This is a genomic window from Bradyrhizobium sp. USDA 3240 (assembly GCF_054063295.1).
In genome coordinates this window covers 4164849-4184273 of sequence record NZ_JBSSGD010000002.1, presented here as the reverse complement: position 1 = coordinate 4184273, position 19425 = coordinate 4164849, and the positions used below count along the sequence as shown (strand labels likewise).

19 protein-coding genes and 2 pseudogenes are annotated in these 19425 nt (G+C 64.5%); 16 read left to right on the top strand and 5 right to left on the bottom strand.

The window, feature by feature from the left end; genetic code table 11:
• The first annotated feature begins 137 nt into the window (after positions 1-137).
• A complete protein-coding gene (gene msrA, locus ACVIGA_RS20450; protein WP_092120552.1) occupies positions 138-794 on the top strand; it encodes a peptide-methionine (S)-S-oxide reductase MsrA in 657 nt (218 codons plus the stop codon).
• Positions 795-921: 127 nt separating this feature from the next.
• Positions 922-1671, top strand: a complete 750-nt coding sequence (locus ACVIGA_RS20445; RefSeq protein ID WP_456667748.1) for a polysaccharide biosynthesis/export family protein — start codon at positions 922-924, stop codon at positions 1669-1671.
• A gap of 140 nt (positions 1672-1811) precedes the next feature.
• Here the strand turns inward: ACVIGA_RS20445 and ACVIGA_RS20440 are convergent, their stop codons facing one another.
• The 3 genes from ACVIGA_RS20440 to ACVIGA_RS20430 all read right to left on the bottom strand — a co-directional run bounded on the left by ACVIGA_RS20440 (position 1812) and on the right by ACVIGA_RS20430 (position 3750).
• A complete protein-coding gene (locus tag ACVIGA_RS20440) occupies positions 1812-2486 on the bottom strand; it encodes a dienelactone hydrolase family protein (RefSeq protein ID WP_456667747.1) in 675 nt (224 codons plus the stop codon).
• A gap of 137 nt (positions 2487-2623) precedes the next feature.
• Positions 2624-2965, bottom strand: coding sequence for a hypothetical protein (locus ACVIGA_RS20435; RefSeq protein ID WP_456667746.1), 342 nt, complete (start codon positions 2963-2965; stop codon positions 2624-2626).
• Entirely contained in the window at positions 2962-3750 is a 789-nt protein-coding gene (locus ACVIGA_RS20430; protein WP_456667745.1) for an alpha/beta fold hydrolase, read from the bottom strand. The genes ACVIGA_RS20435 and ACVIGA_RS20430 overlap by 4 nt, the downstream gene beginning before the upstream one ends.
• 287 nt (positions 3751-4037) lie before the next feature.
• Between ACVIGA_RS20430 and ACVIGA_RS20425 the strand changes: the two genes are divergently transcribed.
• The 4 genes from ACVIGA_RS20425 (at position 4038) to ACVIGA_RS20410 (ending at position 9699) form a co-directional block, all read left to right on the top strand.
• Entirely contained in the window at positions 4038-4529 is a 492-nt protein-coding gene (locus ACVIGA_RS20425) for a (2Fe-2S)-binding protein (RefSeq protein ID WP_050425001.1), read from the top strand.
• Positions 4526-6811 carry a molybdopterin cofactor-binding domain-containing protein gene (locus ACVIGA_RS20420; RefSeq protein ID WP_456667744.1) on the top strand — a complete coding sequence of 762 codons (2286 nt, stop codon included), beginning with the start codon at positions 4526-4528 and terminating at the stop codon, positions 6809-6811. The genes ACVIGA_RS20425 and ACVIGA_RS20420 overlap by 4 nt, the downstream gene beginning before the upstream one ends.
• A 296-nt stretch (positions 6812-7107) precedes the next feature.
• A complete protein-coding gene (locus tag ACVIGA_RS20415; protein WP_223971722.1) occupies positions 7108-8205 on the top strand; it encodes an HD domain-containing protein in 1098 nt (365 codons plus the stop codon).
• A 204-nt stretch (positions 8206-8409) separates the two neighbouring features.
• Positions 8410-9699, top strand: coding sequence for a cytochrome P450 (locus ACVIGA_RS20410; protein WP_456667743.1), 1290 nt, complete (start codon positions 8410-8412; stop codon positions 9697-9699).
• A 112-nt stretch (positions 9700-9811) separates the two neighbouring features.
• Here ACVIGA_RS20410 and ACVIGA_RS20405 read toward each other — a convergent pair.
• Both ACVIGA_RS20405 and ACVIGA_RS20400 read right to left on the bottom strand, forming a co-directional pair.
• Positions 9812-11393: pseudogene (locus tag ACVIGA_RS20405) on the bottom strand (AMP-binding protein).
• Positions 11394-11611: 218 nt separating this feature from the next.
• Positions 11612-12031 (bottom strand): VOC family protein, encoded by a 420-nt coding sequence (locus tag ACVIGA_RS20400; protein WP_456667742.1) that lies wholly within the window; start codon positions 12029-12031, stop codon positions 11612-11614.
• A gap of 163 nt (positions 12032-12194) precedes the next feature.
• On the opposite strand from ACVIGA_RS20400, the gene ACVIGA_RS20395 reads away from it, so the two are divergent.
• From ACVIGA_RS20395 to bchE, 10 genes and pseudogenes are all read left to right on the top strand, one after another.
• Entirely contained in the window at positions 12195-13166 is a 972-nt protein-coding gene (locus ACVIGA_RS20395; RefSeq protein WP_456667741.1) for a Bug family tripartite tricarboxylate transporter substrate binding protein, read from the top strand.
• A 164-nt stretch (positions 13167-13330) separates the two neighbouring features.
• Positions 13331-13618 carry a DUF3551 domain-containing protein gene (locus ACVIGA_RS20390; protein WP_456667740.1) on the top strand — a complete coding sequence of 96 codons (288 nt, stop codon included), beginning with the start codon at positions 13331-13333 and terminating at the stop codon, positions 13616-13618.
• A gap of 133 nt (positions 13619-13751) precedes the next feature.
• Positions 13752-14225, top strand: coding sequence for an ArsR/SmtB family transcription factor (locus ACVIGA_RS20385; RefSeq protein ID WP_456667739.1), 474 nt, complete (start codon positions 13752-13754; stop codon positions 14223-14225).
• Positions 14210-14572: pseudogene (locus tag ACVIGA_RS20380) on the top strand (SRPBCC family protein); the annotation flags it as partial. The gene ACVIGA_RS20385 and the pseudogene ACVIGA_RS20380, both read left to right, overlap by 16 nt.
• A gap of 18 nt (positions 14573-14590) precedes the next feature.
• Positions 14591-15328 carry a DUF899 domain-containing protein gene (locus tag ACVIGA_RS20375; protein ID WP_456667738.1) on the top strand — a complete coding sequence of 246 codons (738 nt, stop codon included), beginning with the start codon at positions 14591-14593 and terminating at the stop codon, positions 15326-15328.
• Between the two features lie 152 nt (positions 15329-15480).
• A complete protein-coding gene (locus ACVIGA_RS20370; RefSeq protein WP_298370426.1) occupies positions 15481-15840 on the top strand; it encodes a DUF1428 domain-containing protein in 360 nt (119 codons plus the stop codon).
• A 128-nt stretch (positions 15841-15968) separates the two neighbouring features.
• Positions 15969-16586 carry a hypothetical protein gene (locus tag ACVIGA_RS20365; RefSeq protein ID WP_456667737.1) on the top strand — a complete coding sequence of 206 codons (618 nt, stop codon included), beginning with the start codon at positions 15969-15971 and terminating at the stop codon, positions 16584-16586.
• Positions 16573-16953, top strand: a complete 381-nt coding sequence (locus ACVIGA_RS20360; protein WP_223971751.1) for a transcriptional regulator — start codon at positions 16573-16575, stop codon at positions 16951-16953. The genes ACVIGA_RS20365 and ACVIGA_RS20360 overlap by 14 nt, the downstream gene beginning before the upstream one ends.
• Before the next feature lie 30 nt (positions 16954-16983).
• A complete protein-coding gene (locus tag ACVIGA_RS20355) occupies positions 16984-17724 on the top strand; it encodes a di-trans,poly-cis-decaprenylcistransferase (protein ID WP_456667736.1) in 741 nt (246 codons plus the stop codon).
• A gap of 110 nt (positions 17725-17834) precedes the next feature.
• On the top strand, positions 17835-19361 hold the full coding sequence (bchE, locus tag ACVIGA_RS20350; RefSeq protein ID WP_456667735.1) for a magnesium-protoporphyrin IX monomethyl ester anaerobic oxidative cyclase: 1527 nt from the start codon (positions 17835-17837) through the stop codon (positions 19359-19361).
• Positions 19362-19425: the final 64 nt, after the last annotated feature.

Sequence of the window (19425 nt, the reverse complement as noted above, 5' to 3'; positions counted from 1 at the left end):
CTGCAGCCCGCTTGAGCTTCTCTTGGCCGCAGCCGTTCAGTAACGGGGCTGCCATCATCCGCGTAAGGACATATATAGGTGACAGCTGGCCCGCAGGCCCCAGCCCGCGTCGGCCGATGTCCCGCCCGGAGGTATCCATGTTGTTCATGCGCAAGACCACCGCGTTGCCAAGCGCCGCCGAGGCGCTGCCTGGCCGCGCGACGCCGATCCCGACCGCGACCACCCATTTCGTCAATGGCAGCAAATTGACGCCGCCCTATCCGCAAGGCCTCGAGCAGGCCGTGTTCGGGCTTGGCTGCTTCTGGGGCGCGGAACGGAAGTTCTGGGAACTCGGCGACGGGATCTACACCACGGCGGTCGGCTATGCAGGCGGCCACACGCCGAACCCGACCTATGAAGAGGTGTGCTCGGGACGCACCGGCCACACCGAAGTCGTGCTGGTCGTGTTCGACCCGAAGAAGATCTCCTACGAGAAGCTGCTGAAGACGTTCTGGGAGAACCACAACCCGACGCAGGGCATGCGCCAGGGCAACGACATCGGCACGCAATATCGTTCTGCGATCTACACGTTCAGCGATGCGCAGCACAAAGCCGCCGATGCGTCGCAGGCGATGTATCAGAAGGCGCTTGCCGCCAAGGGCCTCGGCGCGATCACGACGGAAGTGGCGCCGGCCGGCGAGTTCTACTTCGCTGAGGACTATCATCAGCAATACCTCGCCAAGAATCCGGCGGGCTATTGCGGGCTCGGCGGCACCGGCGTGTCTTGCCCGATCGGCGTCGGCGTCACCGCCTGATCGCCGTGTCATGCGCTAAATCGAGGGGGAGGCGGGCTTTCCGACTCCCCGCTCGGTCCTCGAAAACCCTTTATTAACCATAGTTGGTGCAAGACTGGGCTTGTCTCGCCGTTGAGGGATAGGTCCGGTGCCGGTTGCACACGCGTTACGATTGCCGATCACTGCCGTTGTGGCTGCGCTCGCGCTGTCTGGCTGCATGAGCACGTCCGGCCCCATTGCCGTCGGCCCGCAAGGTGTCGATGCCGTCACCTATGGACCGGCCTACGCACCCGCTCCGGTTGTCGATGCAGGCGGCGGTGGTGCGATCAGCGCATTGCGGTCCGCCTTCGCCAGCACTTCTCCCGGTTATGGCTATGCCGCGCCCGGCGCCGCCCCGGTGGTTTATGCCGCCGCGCCGGGTGGGCCCGGCGGTTACGACAACTCCTATCATCTCGGCCCGGGCGACAAGCTCCGCGTCGTGGTCTACGGCCAGGAAGGCCTGACCAACTCCTACGCGATCGACGCTGCCGGCTCGATCACCATGCCGCTGATCGGCTCGGTGCCGGCACGCGGTCGCACGCCGGCCGGGCTTGCCGGTGAAATCTCGGCACGCTTGCGCAACGGCTTCATCCGCGATCCTTCAGTCGCGGTCGAGATCGAATCCTACCGGCCGTTCTTCATCCTCGGCGAAGTCCAGGCTCCCGGCCAATATCCCTACGTGCCGAACATGACCGTCGAAAGCGCGGTCGCGATCGCCGGCGGCTTCGCGCCACGCGCCCGCCGCGACAGCGTGACGCTGACCCATACCGATGCATCCGGTTCAGGCCGCTTCGTGGTGCCGCTGGGCACGCCGATGAGCCCGGGCGATACGGTGTTCGTCGGCGAGCGCTGGTTCTGAGCAACATCTCTCCGCTGTCATTCCGGGATGCGCCGCAAGGCGCAGGCCCGGAATCCATTTTGCCGCAGCGTCTATTGAGAGATGGATTCCGGGCTCGCGCTTCGCGCGCCCCGGAATGACGAGTTTGGGAAAGCGGCGCCCTATTTCTTCAGATGCTTCCCGAAAAATTCCATGCTGCGCGGCCAGGCGATGTCGGCGCTCGCCTTGTCGTAGCTTGCGCGCTCGTCGCAATGGAAGCCGTGCTGCGCGCCCGGATAGATGAAGACCTCGACCTCGGGCCGCTTCGATTTGATGGTCTCGACATCGCTCAAGGGAATGCCGGCATCCTTCTCGCCGAAATGCAGCTGCGTCGGCACGGTCGGCTTGTCGTCGGCGAAGCGGATGATGGCGCCGCCGTAATAGCCGATGGCGGCCGAGAGCCCGGTCAGCTTGGTGGCCGCCGCATAGGCGATGCTGCCGCCGAGGCAGAAGCCGATGATGCCGACCGGCCCGACCGCCTTCACCGCGTCGATCGCCGCCTGGCTGTCGCGCAGCATCGCGGCAAAGTCCGGATTGGCGACGAATTTCCGCGCCTCGGCCACCTCATCGGAGGAGTAGCCGCTCTGGAAGTTCGGCGTGATGCGGTCGAAGATCGACGGCGTAACCGCGACATAGCCTTGCTTCGCCAGCCGGTCGCAAACCGAGCGGATGTGGTGGTTGACGCCGAAGATCTCCTGGATCACCACGATCGCGCCCTTCGGCGCGCCGGCGGGATCGGCGCGATAGGCACCGAGTTCAAATCCGTCCGAAGCCTTCAGTTTGATGTCTTGTCCCATGGTCCATCCTTGTCATGTTGGGGGTTGCATGAAGCTTTCGATGATGAGGGCGCCTCATATTTTGAGCATGATCTCCGCGCAAACGCGTTCGCGTTTGTCGCGAGGGAAAACCGCTTCGCACTTTTCCGGATCATGCTCTATCGCCACATCCAGTTCTCGCCCCAGTCGCCCTTCCAGCCGGCGAGCCGGCCCTTGCGGAATTGCAGATAGAGACGGTCATGGTGCGGGAACAGCCCGCTGCCGCCGAGGTCGCGGAAGGTCAGGAAGATCTCATTGCCGGGCCGCCCGCTGACATGGGTGAAGGGGGTGCCAAGCGCGCGCTGCGCGTCCGCGACGCCCATGCCGAACACCAGCGGTGTGTTGTTCGACAGCGTCGCGGTGAAGGTCGGCGTGGCCGGGTCGGCGAACGGCCGTAGCTTCTGGGCGTTCGCTGCGGTCGCTGCCGCCGTCAGCAACAAGGCGACGACAATCGTCTTCATGAGGCGGCCTTTCCCGGCGCGCCGGCTTCAAGGCTATCCAGGAACGGCAGCACGGCGGCAATGAAGGCCTGCGGCTGATCGATGTTGACGGCATGGCCGGCGTTCGGAATCACCGCCTTCTGCGCACCCGGGATTTTCGCGGCCATGTAGTCGGACGCCGGCAGGAACGGCGTGTCGTTGGCGCCGACCACAACCAGCGACGGCACCTTGATCCCGGGCAATGACTCGATCACCCGCGCATCGCGTTGCGCCAGCATGCCGCGCGCGGCGAGCGCCAGACCCTTGGCATTGCGATGCGTGACCGACGCGCGCTCGGCGCTCAGCGACTTCAGCACCTCGAGCCCCTCACGATCGAAGCGGTCGCCGGTGTCGCGGGCACGCGTGTTCCAGACCTCGCGGGCGTCGTCCTTCTTGAATCCCGGACCGGTGTCGATGATCAACAGCGCACGCACCCGCTCCGGATGGGCGCGGTGGAAGGCAAGCGACATGTAGCCGCCGAGCGACAGACCGCCGACGATCGCCTTGTCGGCGCCGGCGGCGTCGAGCAGGGCGGCAATGTCGCCGACCGTCGCCGCCTCGCTATAAGCATCCGGATTGTCGGGATAGTCGGACTGGCCGTGCCCGCGCATGTCCCACAGGATCAGTTTGTGCCGCTTCGACAGCGCCTCGATCTGGCCCTGCCACATCGCAGACGTTGACGAATAGCCGTGGGTGAGGATCAGGGGCGGGCCGCTGCCGTGAATCTCGTAGTAGATATCGACGCCGCTGCGGTTGAGCTTGGCCATTGACGGGCTCCTTCTCTTGTCGATGTCAGGTCCGGCAGCGCTACCGACCTTGGTAGGAGGCATCGATACGGCATCAATACTGGCATTTCAAAAGCTTCATGCCGTTACCGCATTGCACAACGGGCAGTTTCCGAAATTTATTCCTTTCGAGCAATTCCAAATTGGATTGCCTCCAGCCGGGAACCGGATCATTGTTTCGGCAACTGTCGCTTACCCGGTGGGCGCCAGCCATGACCCAACAGTGAGTTGCCGCCGTAAGCGGCTGCCTACACCGGAAGGGGAGAGAGATGCCAAATCTCAATATCAACGGACGGAATATGTCCGTCGAGGCGGCCAATGACACGCCGCTGCTTTGGGTCATCCGCGAGCAATTGCAGATGACGGGCACCAAATTCGGTTGCGGCGCCGGTCTCTGTGGCGCCTGCACGGTTCACCTCAACGGCGAAGCGGTGCGGTCCTGCCAGACCTCGCTTGCCGACGCCGTCGGCAAGAAGATCACCACCATCGAAGGCCTCTCCGCTAAGGGCGAACATCCCTTGCAGAAGGCCTGGGTCGCCGAGCAGGTGCCGCAATGCGGCTACTGCCAGTCCGGCCAGATCATGCAGGCGGCAGCGCTGCTGTCGAAGAACACCAACCCGACGAAGGAAGAAGTGGTCGCGCATATGGACGGCAATCTCTGCCGTTGCATGACCTATTCACGAATCCAGAAGGCGATCATGCGCGCTGCGTCCGACATGCGCACCGCATCGGCCACCGGATCTGAGCGGAGGGCCACATGAACAAGCACGTGAAAGACCTCGCCCCCGAGACGACCGATCTCAGCCGCCGTTCCTTCCTGGTCGGCACCGCTGCAACCGGTCTCGTGCTCGGCTACGCCGCGTCCGGCATCGACTACGCGCTCGCGGCACCCGCGCCCGCTAACGTCGAGCCGAGCGTCTGGTACTCGATCGCGCCCGATGGTCTCGTCACCGTGACCTGCGGCAAGGCCGACATGGGCCAGCACGTCGCCTCGACGATGGCGCAGATCGTGGCCGAAGAGCTCGGCGCGAACTGGAAGGACATGCGGGTCCAGCTCGCATCCAACGATCCGAAGTTCAACGACCCCGTGCTGGGCGCGCAGATCACCGGCGGCAGCTGGTCGACGATGATGAACTTCGACGCCATGAGCCGCGCCGGCGCTGCCGGCCGTATCGCATTGACCGAGGCGGCGGCAGCCTCGATGGGCGTGCCGGCCAGCGAACTGGTGGTGCGCGCGTCGACGATCAGCCATCCGAAGTCGAAGAAGTCGATGTCGTTTGCCGAGGTGGTGAAGAGCGGCAAGGCGACCAAGACCTTCACGGCGGATGATCTGAAGGCGATCAAGCTGAAGTCGGCCGACCAGTACACCATGATCGGCGTCTCGGTGCCGCAGCTCGACATTCCGTTGAAGGTCAACGGCACGGCCAAGTACGGCATCGACGTGATGCTGCCGGGCATGGTCTACGGCGCGCTGGTCACTCCGCCGGTCCGCTACGGCGCCACCGTGAAGTCGGTGGACGATAGCGCGGCCAAGAAGGTGCCGGGCTTCATCAAGGCCGTCACCCTGGACGACAAGACCACAACCACGACCGGCTGGGTCGTCGCGGTCGCCAACACCTACGCCAACGCCAAGAAGGCGGCGGCGGCGCTGAAGATCGACTACGATGGCGGTCCGAACGCCAAACTGTCGAGCGAATCGCTGTTCGCCGAAGCCAAGCGGCTTCAGGGATTGAGCGATTCCGGTGAGTTCTTCGTCAAGGACGGCGATCCGAACGCGGCCTTCGGCACGGCGGCCAAGGTGCTCGAGGCGGAATACACCACCAACATCAACATCCACGCGCCGATGGAGCCGATGAACGCCACCGCGGAGTTCAAGGGCGACATCCTGCACATCTATTCCGGCAACCAGTTCGCGACGCGCTCCGGTGCGATCGCGGCCGGCGCCGCCGGGATCGATCCGAAGTTCGTGGTGATGCATCAGATGTGGCTGGGCGGCGGCTTCGGCCGGCGTCTCGACGCGGACATGATGGTGCCCGCGGTGCAGGCGGCCAAGGCCGTAGGCAAGCCGGTCAAGGTCATCTACACGCGCGAGAACGACATGACGATGGATTTCTCGCGTCCGCTGACCTACCAGAAAGTAAAGGCCGGCGTGGACGGCGACGGCAAGCTCGTCGCATTGAGCCACGATGTCGTCTCGGCCTGGCCGACCCAGCGTTGGGGCATCCCCGACTTCCTGTCGCCCTCGGTCGACAAGAAGGGACCGCTCGATGCGTTCACGGTGAACGGTTCGGACTTCTTCTACACCGTTCCCAACCACTATGTGCGGGCGATCAAGAACGAGATGGCCCACAACGCCACCCCGTCGGGTCAGCTCCGTTCGGTGGCACCGGGCTGGACGTTCTGGGCGGTCGAGAGCATGGTCGACGAGATCGCGCATGCGACCGGCAAGGATCCGGCCCAGCTTCGCGTCGAGCTGCTCGACGGCAAGGGCAAGAACGACGGCGGCGCGCAGCGTCTCCGTAACACCTTGCTCGCGGCGATGGGTCTCGCCGGCTACGGCACCAGGAAGCTGCCCAAGGGCGAAGGCATGGGCGTTGCCTGCGTGTCGTCGCAGGAGCGCGCCACGGCGAGCTGGACCGCCTGCGTCGCCCATGTCGCCGTCGCCCCCTCGGGCGAGGTGACGGTGAAGAAGCTGACGGTTGCGACCGACGTTGGTACGCAAGTGAATCCCGACGGCATCCGGGCCCAGGTCGAGGGCGCGGCTCTGTGGGGCATGTCACTGGCGCTGTTCGAGAAGGCGACGTTGAAGGACGGCGGCATCGAGCAGACCAATTTCGACAGCTACACGCCGCTTCGGATGAGCCAGCTGCCGGAAGTCGCGGTCAACGTCATCGCCAATGGCGAGAAGGCGACCGGCGTCGGCGAGCCCGCAGTGACGGTGGTGGCGCCGGCGATCGGCAACGCCGTCTTCAACGCGGTCGGCGCCCGCGTCCGCGGCCTGCCGATCACCGCGGAGGCCGTCAAGGCTGCGATGAAGGCGTAACGGCCTGAACCAATGAAAACGCCGGAGAGCCTAACCGCTCTCCGGCGTTTTTCTTTGCTCCGGGCACCGGCTAGGTGGTGGCGGCGTCGACGCCTTTGACGCTGCAAAAATTCACGACTCGCCGGCGCCGCAGCCGTCCGCCTGCATTTGCGGTGGGCCTGATTCGGCTGGCGGATTTCGCGGTTCCTCAAATTGTATCCATTGCGCTTAACCGCCGTTCAGCATCCCCATTAAGCCGGAGGGAACGCATCGTCAGGTAGCGTCCCGGCGTCGGTCGTTACCGCGACGGGGATTGCATGACAGCCTTAGCCAACAACCAGACTTCGAAGCGCCGCCTCCTGCTGGCGTCAGATCGAAGCGATCAGAGCAACGAACTCGCCAGCATTCTGCGCTCGGTGGGTGAGGTCGACACCGTTCCGACCTCGGACATTCCCGAGCAGCCGGCCCGCGATCTCTCCGGCATTGTGGTCGACATCAACCTGCGCTCGCCCGAAGCCGTGCAACTGGTTCGCGCCAAGCTGCAGACCGACGCCTATCGTGAGATGCCGCGGCTGTTCGTGCTGGCGGATGCATTGCATCACGCCTCGATGCAGGCCTGGGCGCTCGGCGCCACAGACACGATCTCGCGGCCGTTCGATGCGCGCGGCATCCTGCAGCGCATCCGTGCCGCATTTCCCGACAACAGCGGCTATGACGAGACCGACCGCGGCAAGGCGCTCAACCGCGGCGTCGAAGCCGCGCATGGCGTGATGGTCAAGATGTTCGAGCGGATGCGCGCCGGCGAGCCGCTGAAGTTCGAGGACATCGTCGCCGCCGAAAACAAGATCCTGAAGGCGATCAAGCACAACTCGCTGCGCGAATGGCTGACCACGGTCGGCTGCCATCACCAGGAGACCTATCGCCACTGTCTGTTCGTGACCGGCTTTGCGGTGGCGTTCGCGCAGCATCTCGGCATGCGCGACGACGACCAGCGCCGGCTCGCCCGTGCCGCGCTGCTGCACGATGTCGGCAAGGCCTTCGTCCCGGTCGCGCTGCTCGACAAGCCCGGCGCATTCACGGTGGAGGAAATGGCCGAGATGCGCGAGCATCCGCGCCGCGGCTACGAGGCGCTGTCGGCGCAGGGCGGCTTCCCGCCGGAAATGCTCGACGTGATCCTGCATCATCACGAATTCCTCGACGGCACCGGCTATCCGAACGGGCTGAGCGGCAACCAGATCAGCGACATCGTCCGCGTCACCACGATCGTCGATGTCTATGCCGCTCTGGTCGAGAAGCGCGCCTACCGGCTGCAATTCACCCACGCCAAGGCGTTCTCCATGATGGAGGAGATGGGCGGCAAGCTCGACCAGCAATTGCTGCAGGCGTTCCGCCCGGTGGCGTTCGGGCATTATTGAGCCCCCAACCCCGTCATTGCGAGCGAAGCGAAGCAATCCATCGCTCCGCGTGTGCGGGCCGATGGATTGCTTCGTCGCTTCGCTCCTCGCAATGACGCCTTTGGCGACGACCCTAGCCAATCAACGCAAGTCGCCCTCCTTACCTCCGCTTAGATTTCGGCGATCATCGGCAAGCGACCGGTGCTTGGGCAGGTGAGGACGATCATGGACACGGCAACGACCGGGGATTTTGATATCCCCGCCAATATCGCGGAAACCCTCGTCGATCCCGTCGCCTATGCCGACGACCGCATCCACGATAGCTATCGCTGGCTGCGCGCCAACAATCCGCTCGGCATCGCGCGCCCCGAGAAGTTCGACCCGTTCTGGGTGGTGACCAAGCACGCCCATATCCAGGCGATCAGCCGCCAGAACGATTTGTTCCACAATGCCGACCGGCCGACCACGCTGACGACGCAGGCGCTGGAGGAGCGGGTGCGCAAGATCACCGGCGGGCCCAATCTGGTGCGCTCGCTGGTCCAGATGGATGCGCCCGACCATCCGAAATACCGCGCGCTGACGCAGGGCTGGTTCATGCCGGCCAATCTCGGCAAGTTCGAGGCCCGCGTCCGCGAGATCGCGCGCGCCACGGTGCAGCGCATGCTCGACCGCGGCGGTGCCTGCGATTTCGTCGAGGACGTCGCGCTCGGCTATCCCCTGCACGTCATCATGGAGATCCTCGGCGTGCCCGAGGCGGACGAGCCGCGCATGCTCAAGCTGACGCAGGAGCTGTTCGGGCCGCAGGATCCCGACACCGCGCGCGTCCGCGAGGCGCTGAGCGCCGAACAGGTCTCGGCGATGTTGCAGGCGATCGTCGCCGACTTCTCCGCCTACTTCCGCAAGATCACCGAGGAACGTCGCCAGAACCCGCGCGACGATCTCGCCACCGTGATCGCCAATGCGAAGATCGGTGGCGACTACATGCCGGAGCACGATCAGACCAGCTATTACATGATCGTCGCGACCGCGGGCCACGACACCACCTCGTCCTCGACGGCGGGCGCGATCTGGGCATTGGCTCGGGACCCCGCCGAATTCGCCAAGGTGAAGGCCAACCCGGAATTGATCCCGGGCCTGGTCGACGAGTCGATCCGCTGGATGACGCCGGTCAAGCATTTCATGCGTTCGGCCACCGCGGATACCGAGCTCGGCGGCCGCAAGATCGCGAAGGGCGACTGGCTGATGCTGTGCTACGCCTCGGGCAACCGCGACGAGGACGTGTTCGAGGACCCCGATCGCTTCCGCAGCGACCGCAAGCCCAATCGCCACGTCGCGTTCGGCTATGGCGCGCATCTCTGCCTCGGCCAATATCTCGCCAAGCTCGAGATGCGCATCCTGTTCGAGGAGCTGCTGCCGCATCTGAAATCGTTGTCGCTCGACGGCGAGGTGAAGATGACGCAGGCCTATTTTGTCAGTGGCCCGAAGAAGCTACCGATCCGGTTCGAGGTGAATTGACGGAACGTCATTCCGGGGCGATGCGTGAGCATCGAAGCTCAGATGCGCAATTGCGCATCGGGGAAGGTTCCGGGTTCGGTGCTTCGCACCGCCCCGGAACGACATATTCCAGCTACTCCAGCATCTTCCTCAACTCCGCCTTCGCAACCTTCTCCAGCGTCGAGCGCGGCATCTCGTCGACGAAGCGGATCTCGCGCGGCACCTTGAAGTCGGCGAGCGCAGAGCGGCAGGCGGTCATGACCTTGTCGTGCAGATCGGCGGGCAGCGCCGCGACGCCGGTTTGCGGGATGATGAAGACGACCGGCACCTCGTCCAGCATCGGATGCTTCTTCGCCACCACGGCGGCTTCGCGCACGCCGGGCACCACCGCGATCACCTGCTCGATCTCGGAAGCCGCGACATTTTCGCCGCCGACCTTGAGCATGTCCTTGGAGCGATCGCCGAACCTCAGATAGCCGCGCTCCAGCATCGTGACGCGGTCGCCGGTGATGAAATAGCCGTGCTCGTCAAAACTCTCGCGCGTCGCCTTCTCGTTGTGCAGATATTCGGCGAACAGCGACAGGCCGGGAATGCCCTTGATCAGCAGGTTGCCGGTCTCGCCGACGGCGGTCGGCGCACCGTCATCATTGGTGATGCGGATTTCGTATTCCGGCGCGGCGCGGCCGATCGACATCGGCGGGTTCGGCTGGTCGACTTCGCCGATGATGCCGTGGGTGATGGTCTCGGTCATGCCCCACCAGCCGATGATCTTGATGCCGAACACGGCGAATGCCGGCGGCTCGTTCACGGCAGTGCCCCAGAGGCGGAACTTGTGGTTCTTCGGAACTTCGTGCTCCAGCAGCGCCTTCATGCAGAACGGAATCGTCGAGGTCCACGTCGAGCCGTGCTCGAGCGCCACCGGCCAGAAGCGGCTCGCCGAGAAGCGCGGCTGGATCACGCAGGTCGAGCCGACCCACAGGCTCGCCAGCATCGAATAGGCCAGCGCGTTGGTGTGGAACAGCGGCAGATAGGTCTGGTGCACGTCGGTCGCGTGCAGGTCCTGATGCGCGGCGTTGATCTTGCCGCCCCACAGCGCGTTGGCATGCGTCCATAGCACCGCCTTCGGCCGCGACGTGGTACCTGAGGTGTATTGCACGCTGCACGGTGCGAGCGGATCGATCGGGCGCTGCGGCCGGTCGGCGCTGTCTGCGAACAGCGCGTCAAAACTGTCGCCGCGTACGGGCGCCTGTGCCGGCGCCTGCCCCGCATCATGCGAGGTCACCGCGATCCAGCGCAGCCCCTTGCAGTTGGCAGATATCAGTTCGGCATAGGCCGGCTGGGTGATCGCGGCGACCGCGCCGCAATGGTCGGCAAAATATTCGATCTCGGCCGCGGCTGAGCGGGTGTTGGTGGTGACGGCGATGGCGCCGAGCTCCACGCAGGCGAACCACGTCATGATCGCCTCGACGCAGTTGTCGAGATGGATCAGGACATAGTCGCCCTGCTTGATGCCGCGCCTGGCGAGGCCCGCCGCGAGCGCGCCGACGCGCTCATGGAAGTCGCCGTAGCTCCAGCGCCGCGCCCGGCGCATCGATCGGCGCCCAGATCAGGAACGGATGATCGCGGCGCACCTCTGCGCGCATCCTGAGCAGCCATGGCACGTCGAGCCCCGCAAACGGTCCGACGATGCCCGGCACTGACTGTGAAGTCGTCATATGTCCTCCCGCGCAGCCTTGCCGGCCGCCATTGATCTTGGTTGGGAGCAGTTCTGCCATCGGCGTGCGCCGAGAGCAAATCGGGATTTGCAAAGTGATCTTGCGCTGAAGCGACGACGCAATCCCGTTCCGCCGCGCGGAACGGATGGATCTGTTCGCGCGGCGTGTCGTCGGGCGCGCACTCGCGCGACGCGTTGGCTAGCAATGACGAACGACAGCTAGCTTGGATCTCTCTCATACGACGAGATCTCAATCAGGCTGCCGTCGGGGTCGCGGCAATAGACCGAGCGCAGCGTGCCGCGCGCGCCCTGTTTGGCGACGGGGCCTTCCTCGATCTTGACGCCATGGGCCTTCAGATGCGCGACCACCTGGTCAGGCGTGCTCGAGGTGAGGAAGCAGAGATCGTCGCTGCCAGCCGCTTCATGATCGGCGGTGAACCATTCCACCTTGTCGGCATCGCGTGGCCGCACATTGATCTTCTGGTTGCCGAACGCCAGCGAGGTGCGCGGTGTCTTGCCCTTGCCGGGATCGAACACCTTCACCTCCATGCCGAGGATCCTGCTGTACCAGGCAACCGAGCGCACCACATCGGTGACATTGATCACGAGATGGTCGAGCCCATTCACCTTGACGGACATGATCGATCCTCTTCGGTCCGGAGCGTTGCAGCTTAGTCTTTGGTCGCGGTCGGTGTCGCACGTGTCGCACTGGCCGCTTCAGACATTGTTTGTTAAAACCGCGCCGCACGCAACGCAACAGAAACGGGCGGGGGTCAAACCCTGCGGGATTGGGAGAGACTTCATGATTTCACGCCGCGCCGCGCTGGGCCTGATCGGGTCGGGAATTTCGACATTCGCGATCGGCCGCGCTTCGGCTGCCGACTATCCGGCGCGACCGGTGCGCTGGATCGTGGGTTATCCGCCGGGCGGCGCCACCGACATCATTGCGCGGCTGATCGGGCAGCGGCTGTCGGAGAAGCTCGGCCAGCAATTCGTGATCGAGAACAAGCCGGGCGCCGGCAACAATATCGGCACTGAAGCTGCGATCAATGCCGAGCCGGACGGCTACACCGTGCTGCTGGTCAATCCGGCGAACTACATCAACGCCTCGCTCTACGCCAACCTGAAATTCAACTTCGTACGCGATGTCGCGCCGGTCGCTTCCTTCAACCGCGTGCCGAACGTGATGACGGTGAACAAGGACGTGCCGGCGAAGAACGTCGCCGAGTTCATCGAGTATGTGAAGGCCAATCCCGGCAAGGTGAACATGGCCTCTTCCGGCAACGGCACCTCGGTGCACCTCTCCGGCGAAATGTTCATGTCGATGACCGGCTGCAAGATGCAGCACGTGCCGTATCGCGGCGCCGCGCCCGCGATCACCGACATGCTCGGCGGCCAGGTGCAGGTGATCTTCGACAACATGCCTTCGATCATCCAGCACATCCGCTCCGGCTCGCTGCGCGCGCTCGGAGTGACCACGACGGATCGCTCCTCGCAACTGCCGGACGTGCCGGCGATCGCGGAGACCGTGAAGGGCTATGAGGCGAGCGCGCTGTTCGGCATGGGCGCGCCGAAGAACACGCCGAAGGAGCTGATCGCCAAGCTCAACACCGAGATCAACGCCGTTCTCGCCGAACCCGATATGAGGAAGCGCCTGGTCGAGCTCGGCGGCGACTCGCTGGTCCAGACGCCGGACGCCTTCGGCAACGACATCAAGGCCGAGACCGACAAGTGGAAGAAGGTGGTCGAGTTCGCCGGCCTCAAGGTCGAGTAGGCCTTTGTATGTTCAGCTCCGCTGAACCGTGCTGGGCAGGTCTGATCCACGCAGCGATGCCTGTCCTGTGAGGCAATTGCCGGGCCTTGACGCGGAATAAAATGACCTTCAGGAACCTTACCCAAGATACCGCGCTTTAACTGCGGCATCTGAGGAGGCGGATCATGCGCGCATCGCAAATGGCAATGCTTTTCTTGGGAGCGATGACGCTTGCCGGTGCGGCGAGCATCAGGCCTGCTGCCGCCGATCCCTATGATTACCCGTGGTGCGCACAGGGCCCGAGCCTGGGCTATCCTGGTGAATGCGCCTATCGGACCTACGATCAGTGCCTTGCGAGCGTATCGGGGCGCTTCCTTGCTTGCGGTGAAAATCCGCGATTCCTGTTTCGCGAGCAATTCGAGCAGGAGCAGCCTCGGCCGCACCGTCACCGGCATCGGCACCACCGGCAGTAGCCGCCGGCTGGGAAGGCGCTTCAGCTCTCCGCCTGCGATCGTCCCAGCCATCCGGCGTCGTGACGCCCCGGAATTAACGTGATCGTGAAGCGGGGCGCTTGACGTCGCGCCGTTTGCGCTTATACTAAACCAAATGGTTAAGTATCAAGACGAGACGCTGGACCGCACCTTTGCGGCGCTTTCCGACCCCACCCGCCGCGCGCTGCTGGCGCGGCTCGGCGAGCAGGAAAGCCTGTCGGTGAGCGAGCTGGCGCAGCCATTCGCGATGTCGTTGCCGGCGATCATGAAGCATCTCGACGTGCTCACGGATGCCGGCCTCGTCGCGCGCGAAAAGACCGGCCGCACGGTGGCGTGCCGGCTCACCGCGAGGCCGATGGAGCAGGCGATGAACTGGCTCAATCGCTATGCGCAATTCTGGTCCGACAATCTCGACCGCCTTGCCGCTTTTGTGGAGGAAGACCCATGGCAATCGAATCGGCAATTAAGTCAGCAACCCAATCCGCAGCCGACGCCGGCCTTGCCGCGCGTCCAAGCCTCACCCTCACGCGGCGCCTCCGCGCCCGGCCGGAAAAAGTCTACGCCGCGTGGACCGAGCCGGAAAACCTAGCGCAGTGGTTCGGCCCGGGCCAGGTCAAGCCCGGCACGACACAGGCCGAGCTCGACGTCCGTGTCGGCGGACGCTACCGGATCAAGTTCACCGGCACCAACGGTGAATATCACGAGGTCGGCGGCGTCTACCGTGAGGTGGTGCCGAACGAGAGGCTGGTGTTCAGTTGGGCCTGGCATTCGACGCCGGAACGCGAGTCCGAGGTGACGGTGTCGATCAAGCCCGACGCCGGCGGCACGTTGCTCACCTTCCATCACGCGCAGTTCGTCGACGAGACCGCGCGCGACAACCACCAGCGCGGCTGGACCGAATTCCTCGGCAATCTCGTACAATATGTCGACGCCTAAACCGCAAGGGAGCATCTCATGCAACAGCACAAGATCGTTTCACGCGACGAATGGATCGCGGCCCGCAAGGCGCTGATGGCCCGCGAGAAGGAACTCACCCAGGCGCGCGAGACGCTGAGCCAAGAGCGCCGCGAACTGCCGTGGGTGAAGGTCGACAAGGACTATGTGTTCGACGGACCGCATGGCAAGGCGACGCTCGGCGATCTCTTCAAGGGTAGGCCGCAGCTCGTGGTGCAGCATGTGATGTTCGCGCCGGAGTGGGACGCAGCCTGCAAGAGCTGCTCGTTCTGGGTCGACGGCTTCGACCGCATGGCGCCGCATCTGGCGGCACGCGACACCACGATGGTGGCGATCTCGCTTGCGCCGTTGGCCAAGCTCGAGGCCTTCAAGCAGCGGATGGGCTGGAGCTTCGACTGGGTATCGTCGGGCGCCAATGACTTCAACTACGACTACGGTGTGTCGTTCACACAAGGCCAGATCGATGCCGGGGACGCGAAATACAATTATGGAACGACCCCGCTCTATGGTCCCGAACTGCCCGGCATCAGCGTGTTCTTCCGCGACGAGAAGGGCAGTGTGTTCCACACCTATTCGACCTTCGCGCGCGGCCTCGACATGATGAACGCGGCCTATCACTATCTCGACCTGACGCCGCTCGGCCGCCACGAGGAGGGCCTGCCCTATCCGATGGATTGGGTGCGGCTACGTGACCAGTACCAACCGGTGCCGGTTCAGGCATCCTGCTGTCACAGCTGATGCAGCATGTCATTCCGGGGCACGCGAAGCGTGAACCCGGAATCTCGAGGTTCCCCGATGCGCAGTTGCGCATCTGAGGTCTGGTCCTTCGGACCATCCCGGAACGACGGCAAGTCGTCGGCGCTCATTGCAACGACAGCAGGAATCTCTCCATGCCTTACGTCGATGGTTTCGTCGTCGCCGTGCCGAAGAAGAAACTCAAGGCCTATGCGCAGCTCTCGAAGATGGCCGGCAAGGTCTGGCGCGAACACGGCGCGCTGGATTATCGCGAATGGGTTGCCGACGACGTCAAGCCGGGCAAGCTGACGTCGTTTCCGCAGAGTGTGAAGCTGAAGGCCGGTGAAACTGTCGTGTTCGCCTGGATCACCTACAAGTCGCGCGCTCAGCGCGACAGGATCAATGCCAAGGTGATGGCCGACCCGCGCCTGGCGTCGTCGATGGATCCGAAGACGGCACCATTCGACGTCAAGCGGATGATCTATGGCGGCTTTACCAGCCTAGTGAAGGTCTGAGGCGGCACGGTTTCGCCGCAATCCGCGCAGTAACCGGCCGTTAAACATCCCGCGCGGCAAGCGGCGCGGTGCCGCTTGCGTTTGCTTGGTGGTCCCGTATACTTTGCATTGCAAAGTGCGGACGAATCATGCGCGACCTCGACAAGGCGTTGGCCGATATTCTCGCGATCCGCAGCCAGATTGCGGCCGGAACCGCATTCCGCGGCTACGGTCCGGCGACGGTCGCCGCCACCAGCGGCATCGCGCTCGTCACGGCGCTTGCGCAATACCTCTGGCTCGACAATCCCACCGGTCATCCGATCGCATTCCTTGCGGGCTGGGCAGCCGCCGCGTTGCTGTCCGCGTTGCTGATCTGGATCGAGATGCAGGCGCGCTCGCGGCGGCATCATTCGGGCCTTGCAGACGCGATGGTCCAGCAGGCGATCGAGCAGTTCGTTCCCGCTGTTATCGCCGGCGTGCTGCTCGCGATCCTGCAATGGAAATTCGCGCCCGAGACGCTGTGGATGCTGCCCGGCCTATGGCAGGTGCTGGTCAGCCTCGGCGTGTTTGCCTCGGTCCGCCTGCTGCCGCGCACGATCGCGCTCGGCGGCGCCTGGTATTTCCTGTCGGGCTTCACGGTGCTGCTGATCGCAAGCCAGAGCCACGCACTATCGCCCTGGACCATGGGCCTGCCATTCGCGATCGGCCAGTTGCTGCTCGCAGCACTGTTGTATTTCGCTTCCGGAGGCAATGATGTCGAAGACTGACGTGACCACCGCACCATTCGCCTATGATGGCCTCGACCGCGTCATCCACGAGAAGGCGCGGCTTGGATTATTGACCTCGTTGATGGCGCATCCGAAGGGGCTCGCCTTCGCCGATCTCAAGCAGCTCTGCGGCCTGACCGACGGTAATCTCAGCCGGCATCTGCAGGTGCTGCAGGAGGCCGGCCTCGTCGACGTCATCAAGGGCTATGAAGGCAATCGCCCGCACACCACCTGCCGTTTGACCAAGAGCGGTCGCCGCCGCTTCCTCGATTATCTCGCCGTGCTCGAGCAGCTGGTGCGCGACGCGGCCAAAGCGGCCGGCAAGCACGAAGGTGCGCCCGGACGGCTCGGCGTTCAGACGATTTGATTATGCCATTTTTTACCCGGAGACTTTGTGATGCAAAGTAATGTTGCGCTCAAGCCGATAGCCGCCGCGCGGCTCCATGTCGGTATCATCATGGACGGCAACGGCCGCTGGGCAACGCGGCGCGGCCTGTCGCGTCTGCGCGGACATGAGGCGGGCGTCGAGGCGATCCGCCGCATTGTCGAGGCCGCGCCGGACCAGGGCGTCGGCACGCTGACGCTCTACGCGTTCTCGAGCGACAATTGGCGCCGTCCGAAGGCCGAAGTCACGGCGCTGATGGGGCTGCTGCGGTTCTACCTCGCCAACGAGATCGCAGCCCTGGTGCGCAACGGTGTTCGCCTCACCGTGATCGGCCGCCGCGACCGGTTGCCCGACGGCATCGCCGCCGCGATCACGCGCGCCGAGGCCGAGACCGCCGACGGCGCCACGCTGCATCTGCGCATCGCGATCGACTATTCGGCGCGCGACGCCATCCTGAACGCCGCCGCGCGCGCCGCCGGCGCAGGCCCGCTGAACCGCGAGGCTTTTGCCGATCTCATCACCGGCGAGCCCGGCCTGCGCGATGTCGACCTGATCATCCGCACCTCGGGCGAGAAGCGGCTGTCGGACTTCCTGCTCTGGGAAGGCGCCTATGCCGAGCTGCATTTCACCGAACGGATGTGGCCCGAATTCGAGGCCGACGATCTCGCCGACGCGCTCGCTTCCTTCCACCGCCGCGAGCGCCGCTTCGGCGGGCTGACTGCGAGCGCACCGGCGGAGGTGCCGACTTTCTAGCGCACAGTTGCGCTTCCAATGGTTCCTAAAGCCCGGCCGGGGGGTTGGGCTCTCCTTACACAAGATGCGGGGACGAACGATCACGCCAACCAAAGCGGGAGCGATCATCCATGCGCATACTTCTCATCAACGTGCCGCATCCGGCGATCGGCAGCCGGATTCCCGACGACCATTTGCCGCCGCTCGGGCTACTGTCGATCGGAGGTCCCCTGATCGATGACGGACATGAAGTCCGTCTTCTCGATGCCGAGTTCGGGCCGATGCCGCTTGCGGCGATCCTGGCGGAGGCATCGCGGTTTGCGCCGGATGCGGTGTTGTTCGGCCATTCCGGCTCGACCTCGGGCCATCCGGTCATCGCCGAGGTGGCGCAGGCGATCGTCCGGGCTATGCCTGGGGCGCTGATCGTCTACGGCGGCGTATTCCCGACCTATCACTGGCGCGAGATCCTGCGCGAGGAGCCTTACGTCACCGCGATCGTGCGCGGCGAGGGCGAGGAGACCGCGCGCCGCCTGATGCGGGCGCTGGAATATGGCGGCGACCTCGGCGGCATCGACGGCATCGCATTTCGCGACGATGACGGACCGCGCGCCACGCGGCCCGCGCCTGTCATCCGCGATCTCGATGCCTATCGCGTCGGCTGGGAGTTGATCGATCACGCGCGCTACAGCTACTGGGGTGGACTGCGCGCCGTCGTGGTGCAGTTCTCACGCGGCTGTCCGCATCTGTGCAATTATTGCGGCCAGCGCGGCTTCTGGACGCGATGGCGGCACCGCGATCCCGCGCGGTTCGCCAGGGAGCTGGCACGGCTCCATCGCGAGCACGGCGTCAAGGTGATCAATTTCGCCGACGAGAATCCGACCGTCTCGAAGAAAGCCTGGCGCACGTTCCTCGAGGCCCTGATCGCTGAGAATGTCGATTTGATCCTGGTCGGCTCGACCCGCGCCGACGACATCGTCCGCGATGCCGACATCCTGCATCTCTACAAGAAGGCGGGCTGGCAGCGCTTCCTGCTCGGCATGGAGAACACCGACGAGAAGACGCTGGAGCTGATCCGCAAGGGCGCGACCACCACCATCGATCGCGACGCGATCCGCCTGATGCGCCAGCACGGCATCCTGTCGATGGCGACCTGGGTGGTCGGCTTCGAGGAGGAGACCGATCGCGATCACTTGCGCGGCCTGCGGCAGTTGCTGTCCTACGATCCCGATCAGATCCAGATGCTCTACGTCACGCCGCATCGCTGGACGCCGTATTTCCGTCTCGCGGCAGAACGGCGCGTCATTCAGACCGATCGCAGGCTCTGGGACTACAAGCATCAGGTGCTGGCGACGCGGCATATGCCGCCATGGCGGGTACTGCTCTGGTTCAAGTTCACCGAGATGGTGCTGCAATGCCGCCCGAAGGCCTTGCTCCGCGTGCTGTTTCATCGCGACGCCGGGCTTCGTCATGCGATGCGCTGGTACACGCAGATGGGACGCCGGGTCTGGCCGCACGAGATTCTCGGCTTCCTGCGCGCCCGCAGATTGAAGCACGGGCCGACGGTGCGGGAATTTTGGGGCGCGCCGCAGGATATGGAAGAGGAATCGATGTCATCGCAGCGGCCCGAGCGCCGCGTCGGCACATCACACGCAGCGTAAATCGATACCGTCGTGCCGTCTTCTGGATAACTGGCGCTGATGACTGGACGCCTGAGTCATCAGC

Coding starts and splice junctions, on each gene's coding strand:
- msrA (WP_092120552.1), top strand. CDS start 138: ATGTTGTTCATGCGCAAGACCACCGCGTTGCCAAGCGCCGCCGAGGCG.
- ACVIGA_RS20440 (WP_456667747.1), bottom strand. CDS start 2,486: ATGGGACAAGACATCAAACTGAAGGCTTCGGACGGATTTGAACTCGGT.
- ACVIGA_RS20435 (WP_456667746.1), bottom strand. CDS start 2,965: ATGAAGACGATTGTCGTCGCCTTGTTGCTGACGGCGGCAGCGACCGCA.
- ACVIGA_RS20430 (WP_456667745.1), bottom strand. CDS start 3,750: ATGGCCAAGCTCAACCGCAGCGGCGTCGATATCTACTACGAGATTCAC.
- ACVIGA_RS20425 (WP_050425001.1), top strand. CDS start 4,038: ATGCCAAATCTCAATATCAACGGACGGAATATGTCCGTCGAGGCGGCC.
- ACVIGA_RS20420 (WP_456667744.1), top strand. CDS start 4,526: ATGAACAAGCACGTGAAAGACCTCGCCCCCGAGACGACCGATCTCAGC.
- ACVIGA_RS20415 (WP_223971722.1), top strand. CDS start 7,108: ATGACAGCCTTAGCCAACAACCAGACTTCGAAGCGCCGCCTCCTGCTG.
- ACVIGA_RS20410 (WP_456667743.1), top strand. CDS start 8,410: ATGGACACGGCAACGACCGGGGATTTTGATATCCCCGCCAATATCGCG.
- ACVIGA_RS20400 (WP_456667742.1), bottom strand. CDS start 12,031: ATGTCCGTCAAGGTGAATGGGCTCGACCATCTCGTGATCAATGTCACC.
- ACVIGA_RS20395 (WP_456667741.1), top strand. CDS start 12,195: ATGATTTCACGCCGCGCCGCGCTGGGCCTGATCGGGTCGGGAATTTCG.
- ACVIGA_RS20390 (WP_456667740.1), top strand. CDS start 13,331: ATGCGCGCATCGCAAATGGCAATGCTTTTCTTGGGAGCGATGACGCTT.
- ACVIGA_RS20385 (WP_456667739.1), top strand. CDS start 13,752: ATGGTTAAGTATCAAGACGAGACGCTGGACCGCACCTTTGCGGCGCTT.
- ACVIGA_RS20375 (WP_456667738.1), top strand. CDS start 14,591: ATGCAACAGCACAAGATCGTTTCACGCGACGAATGGATCGCGGCCCGC.
- ACVIGA_RS20370 (WP_298370426.1), top strand. CDS start 15,481: ATGCCTTACGTCGATGGTTTCGTCGTCGCCGTGCCGAAGAAGAAACTC.
- ACVIGA_RS20365 (WP_456667737.1), top strand. CDS start 15,969: ATGCGCGACCTCGACAAGGCGTTGGCCGATATTCTCGCGATCCGCAGC.
- ACVIGA_RS20360 (WP_223971751.1), top strand. CDS start 16,573: ATGTCGAAGACTGACGTGACCACCGCACCATTCGCCTATGATGGCCTC.
- ACVIGA_RS20355 (WP_456667736.1), top strand. CDS start 16,984: ATGCAAAGTAATGTTGCGCTCAAGCCGATAGCCGCCGCGCGGCTCCAT.
- bchE (WP_456667735.1), top strand. CDS start 17,835: ATGCGCATACTTCTCATCAACGTGCCGCATCCGGCGATCGGCAGCCGG.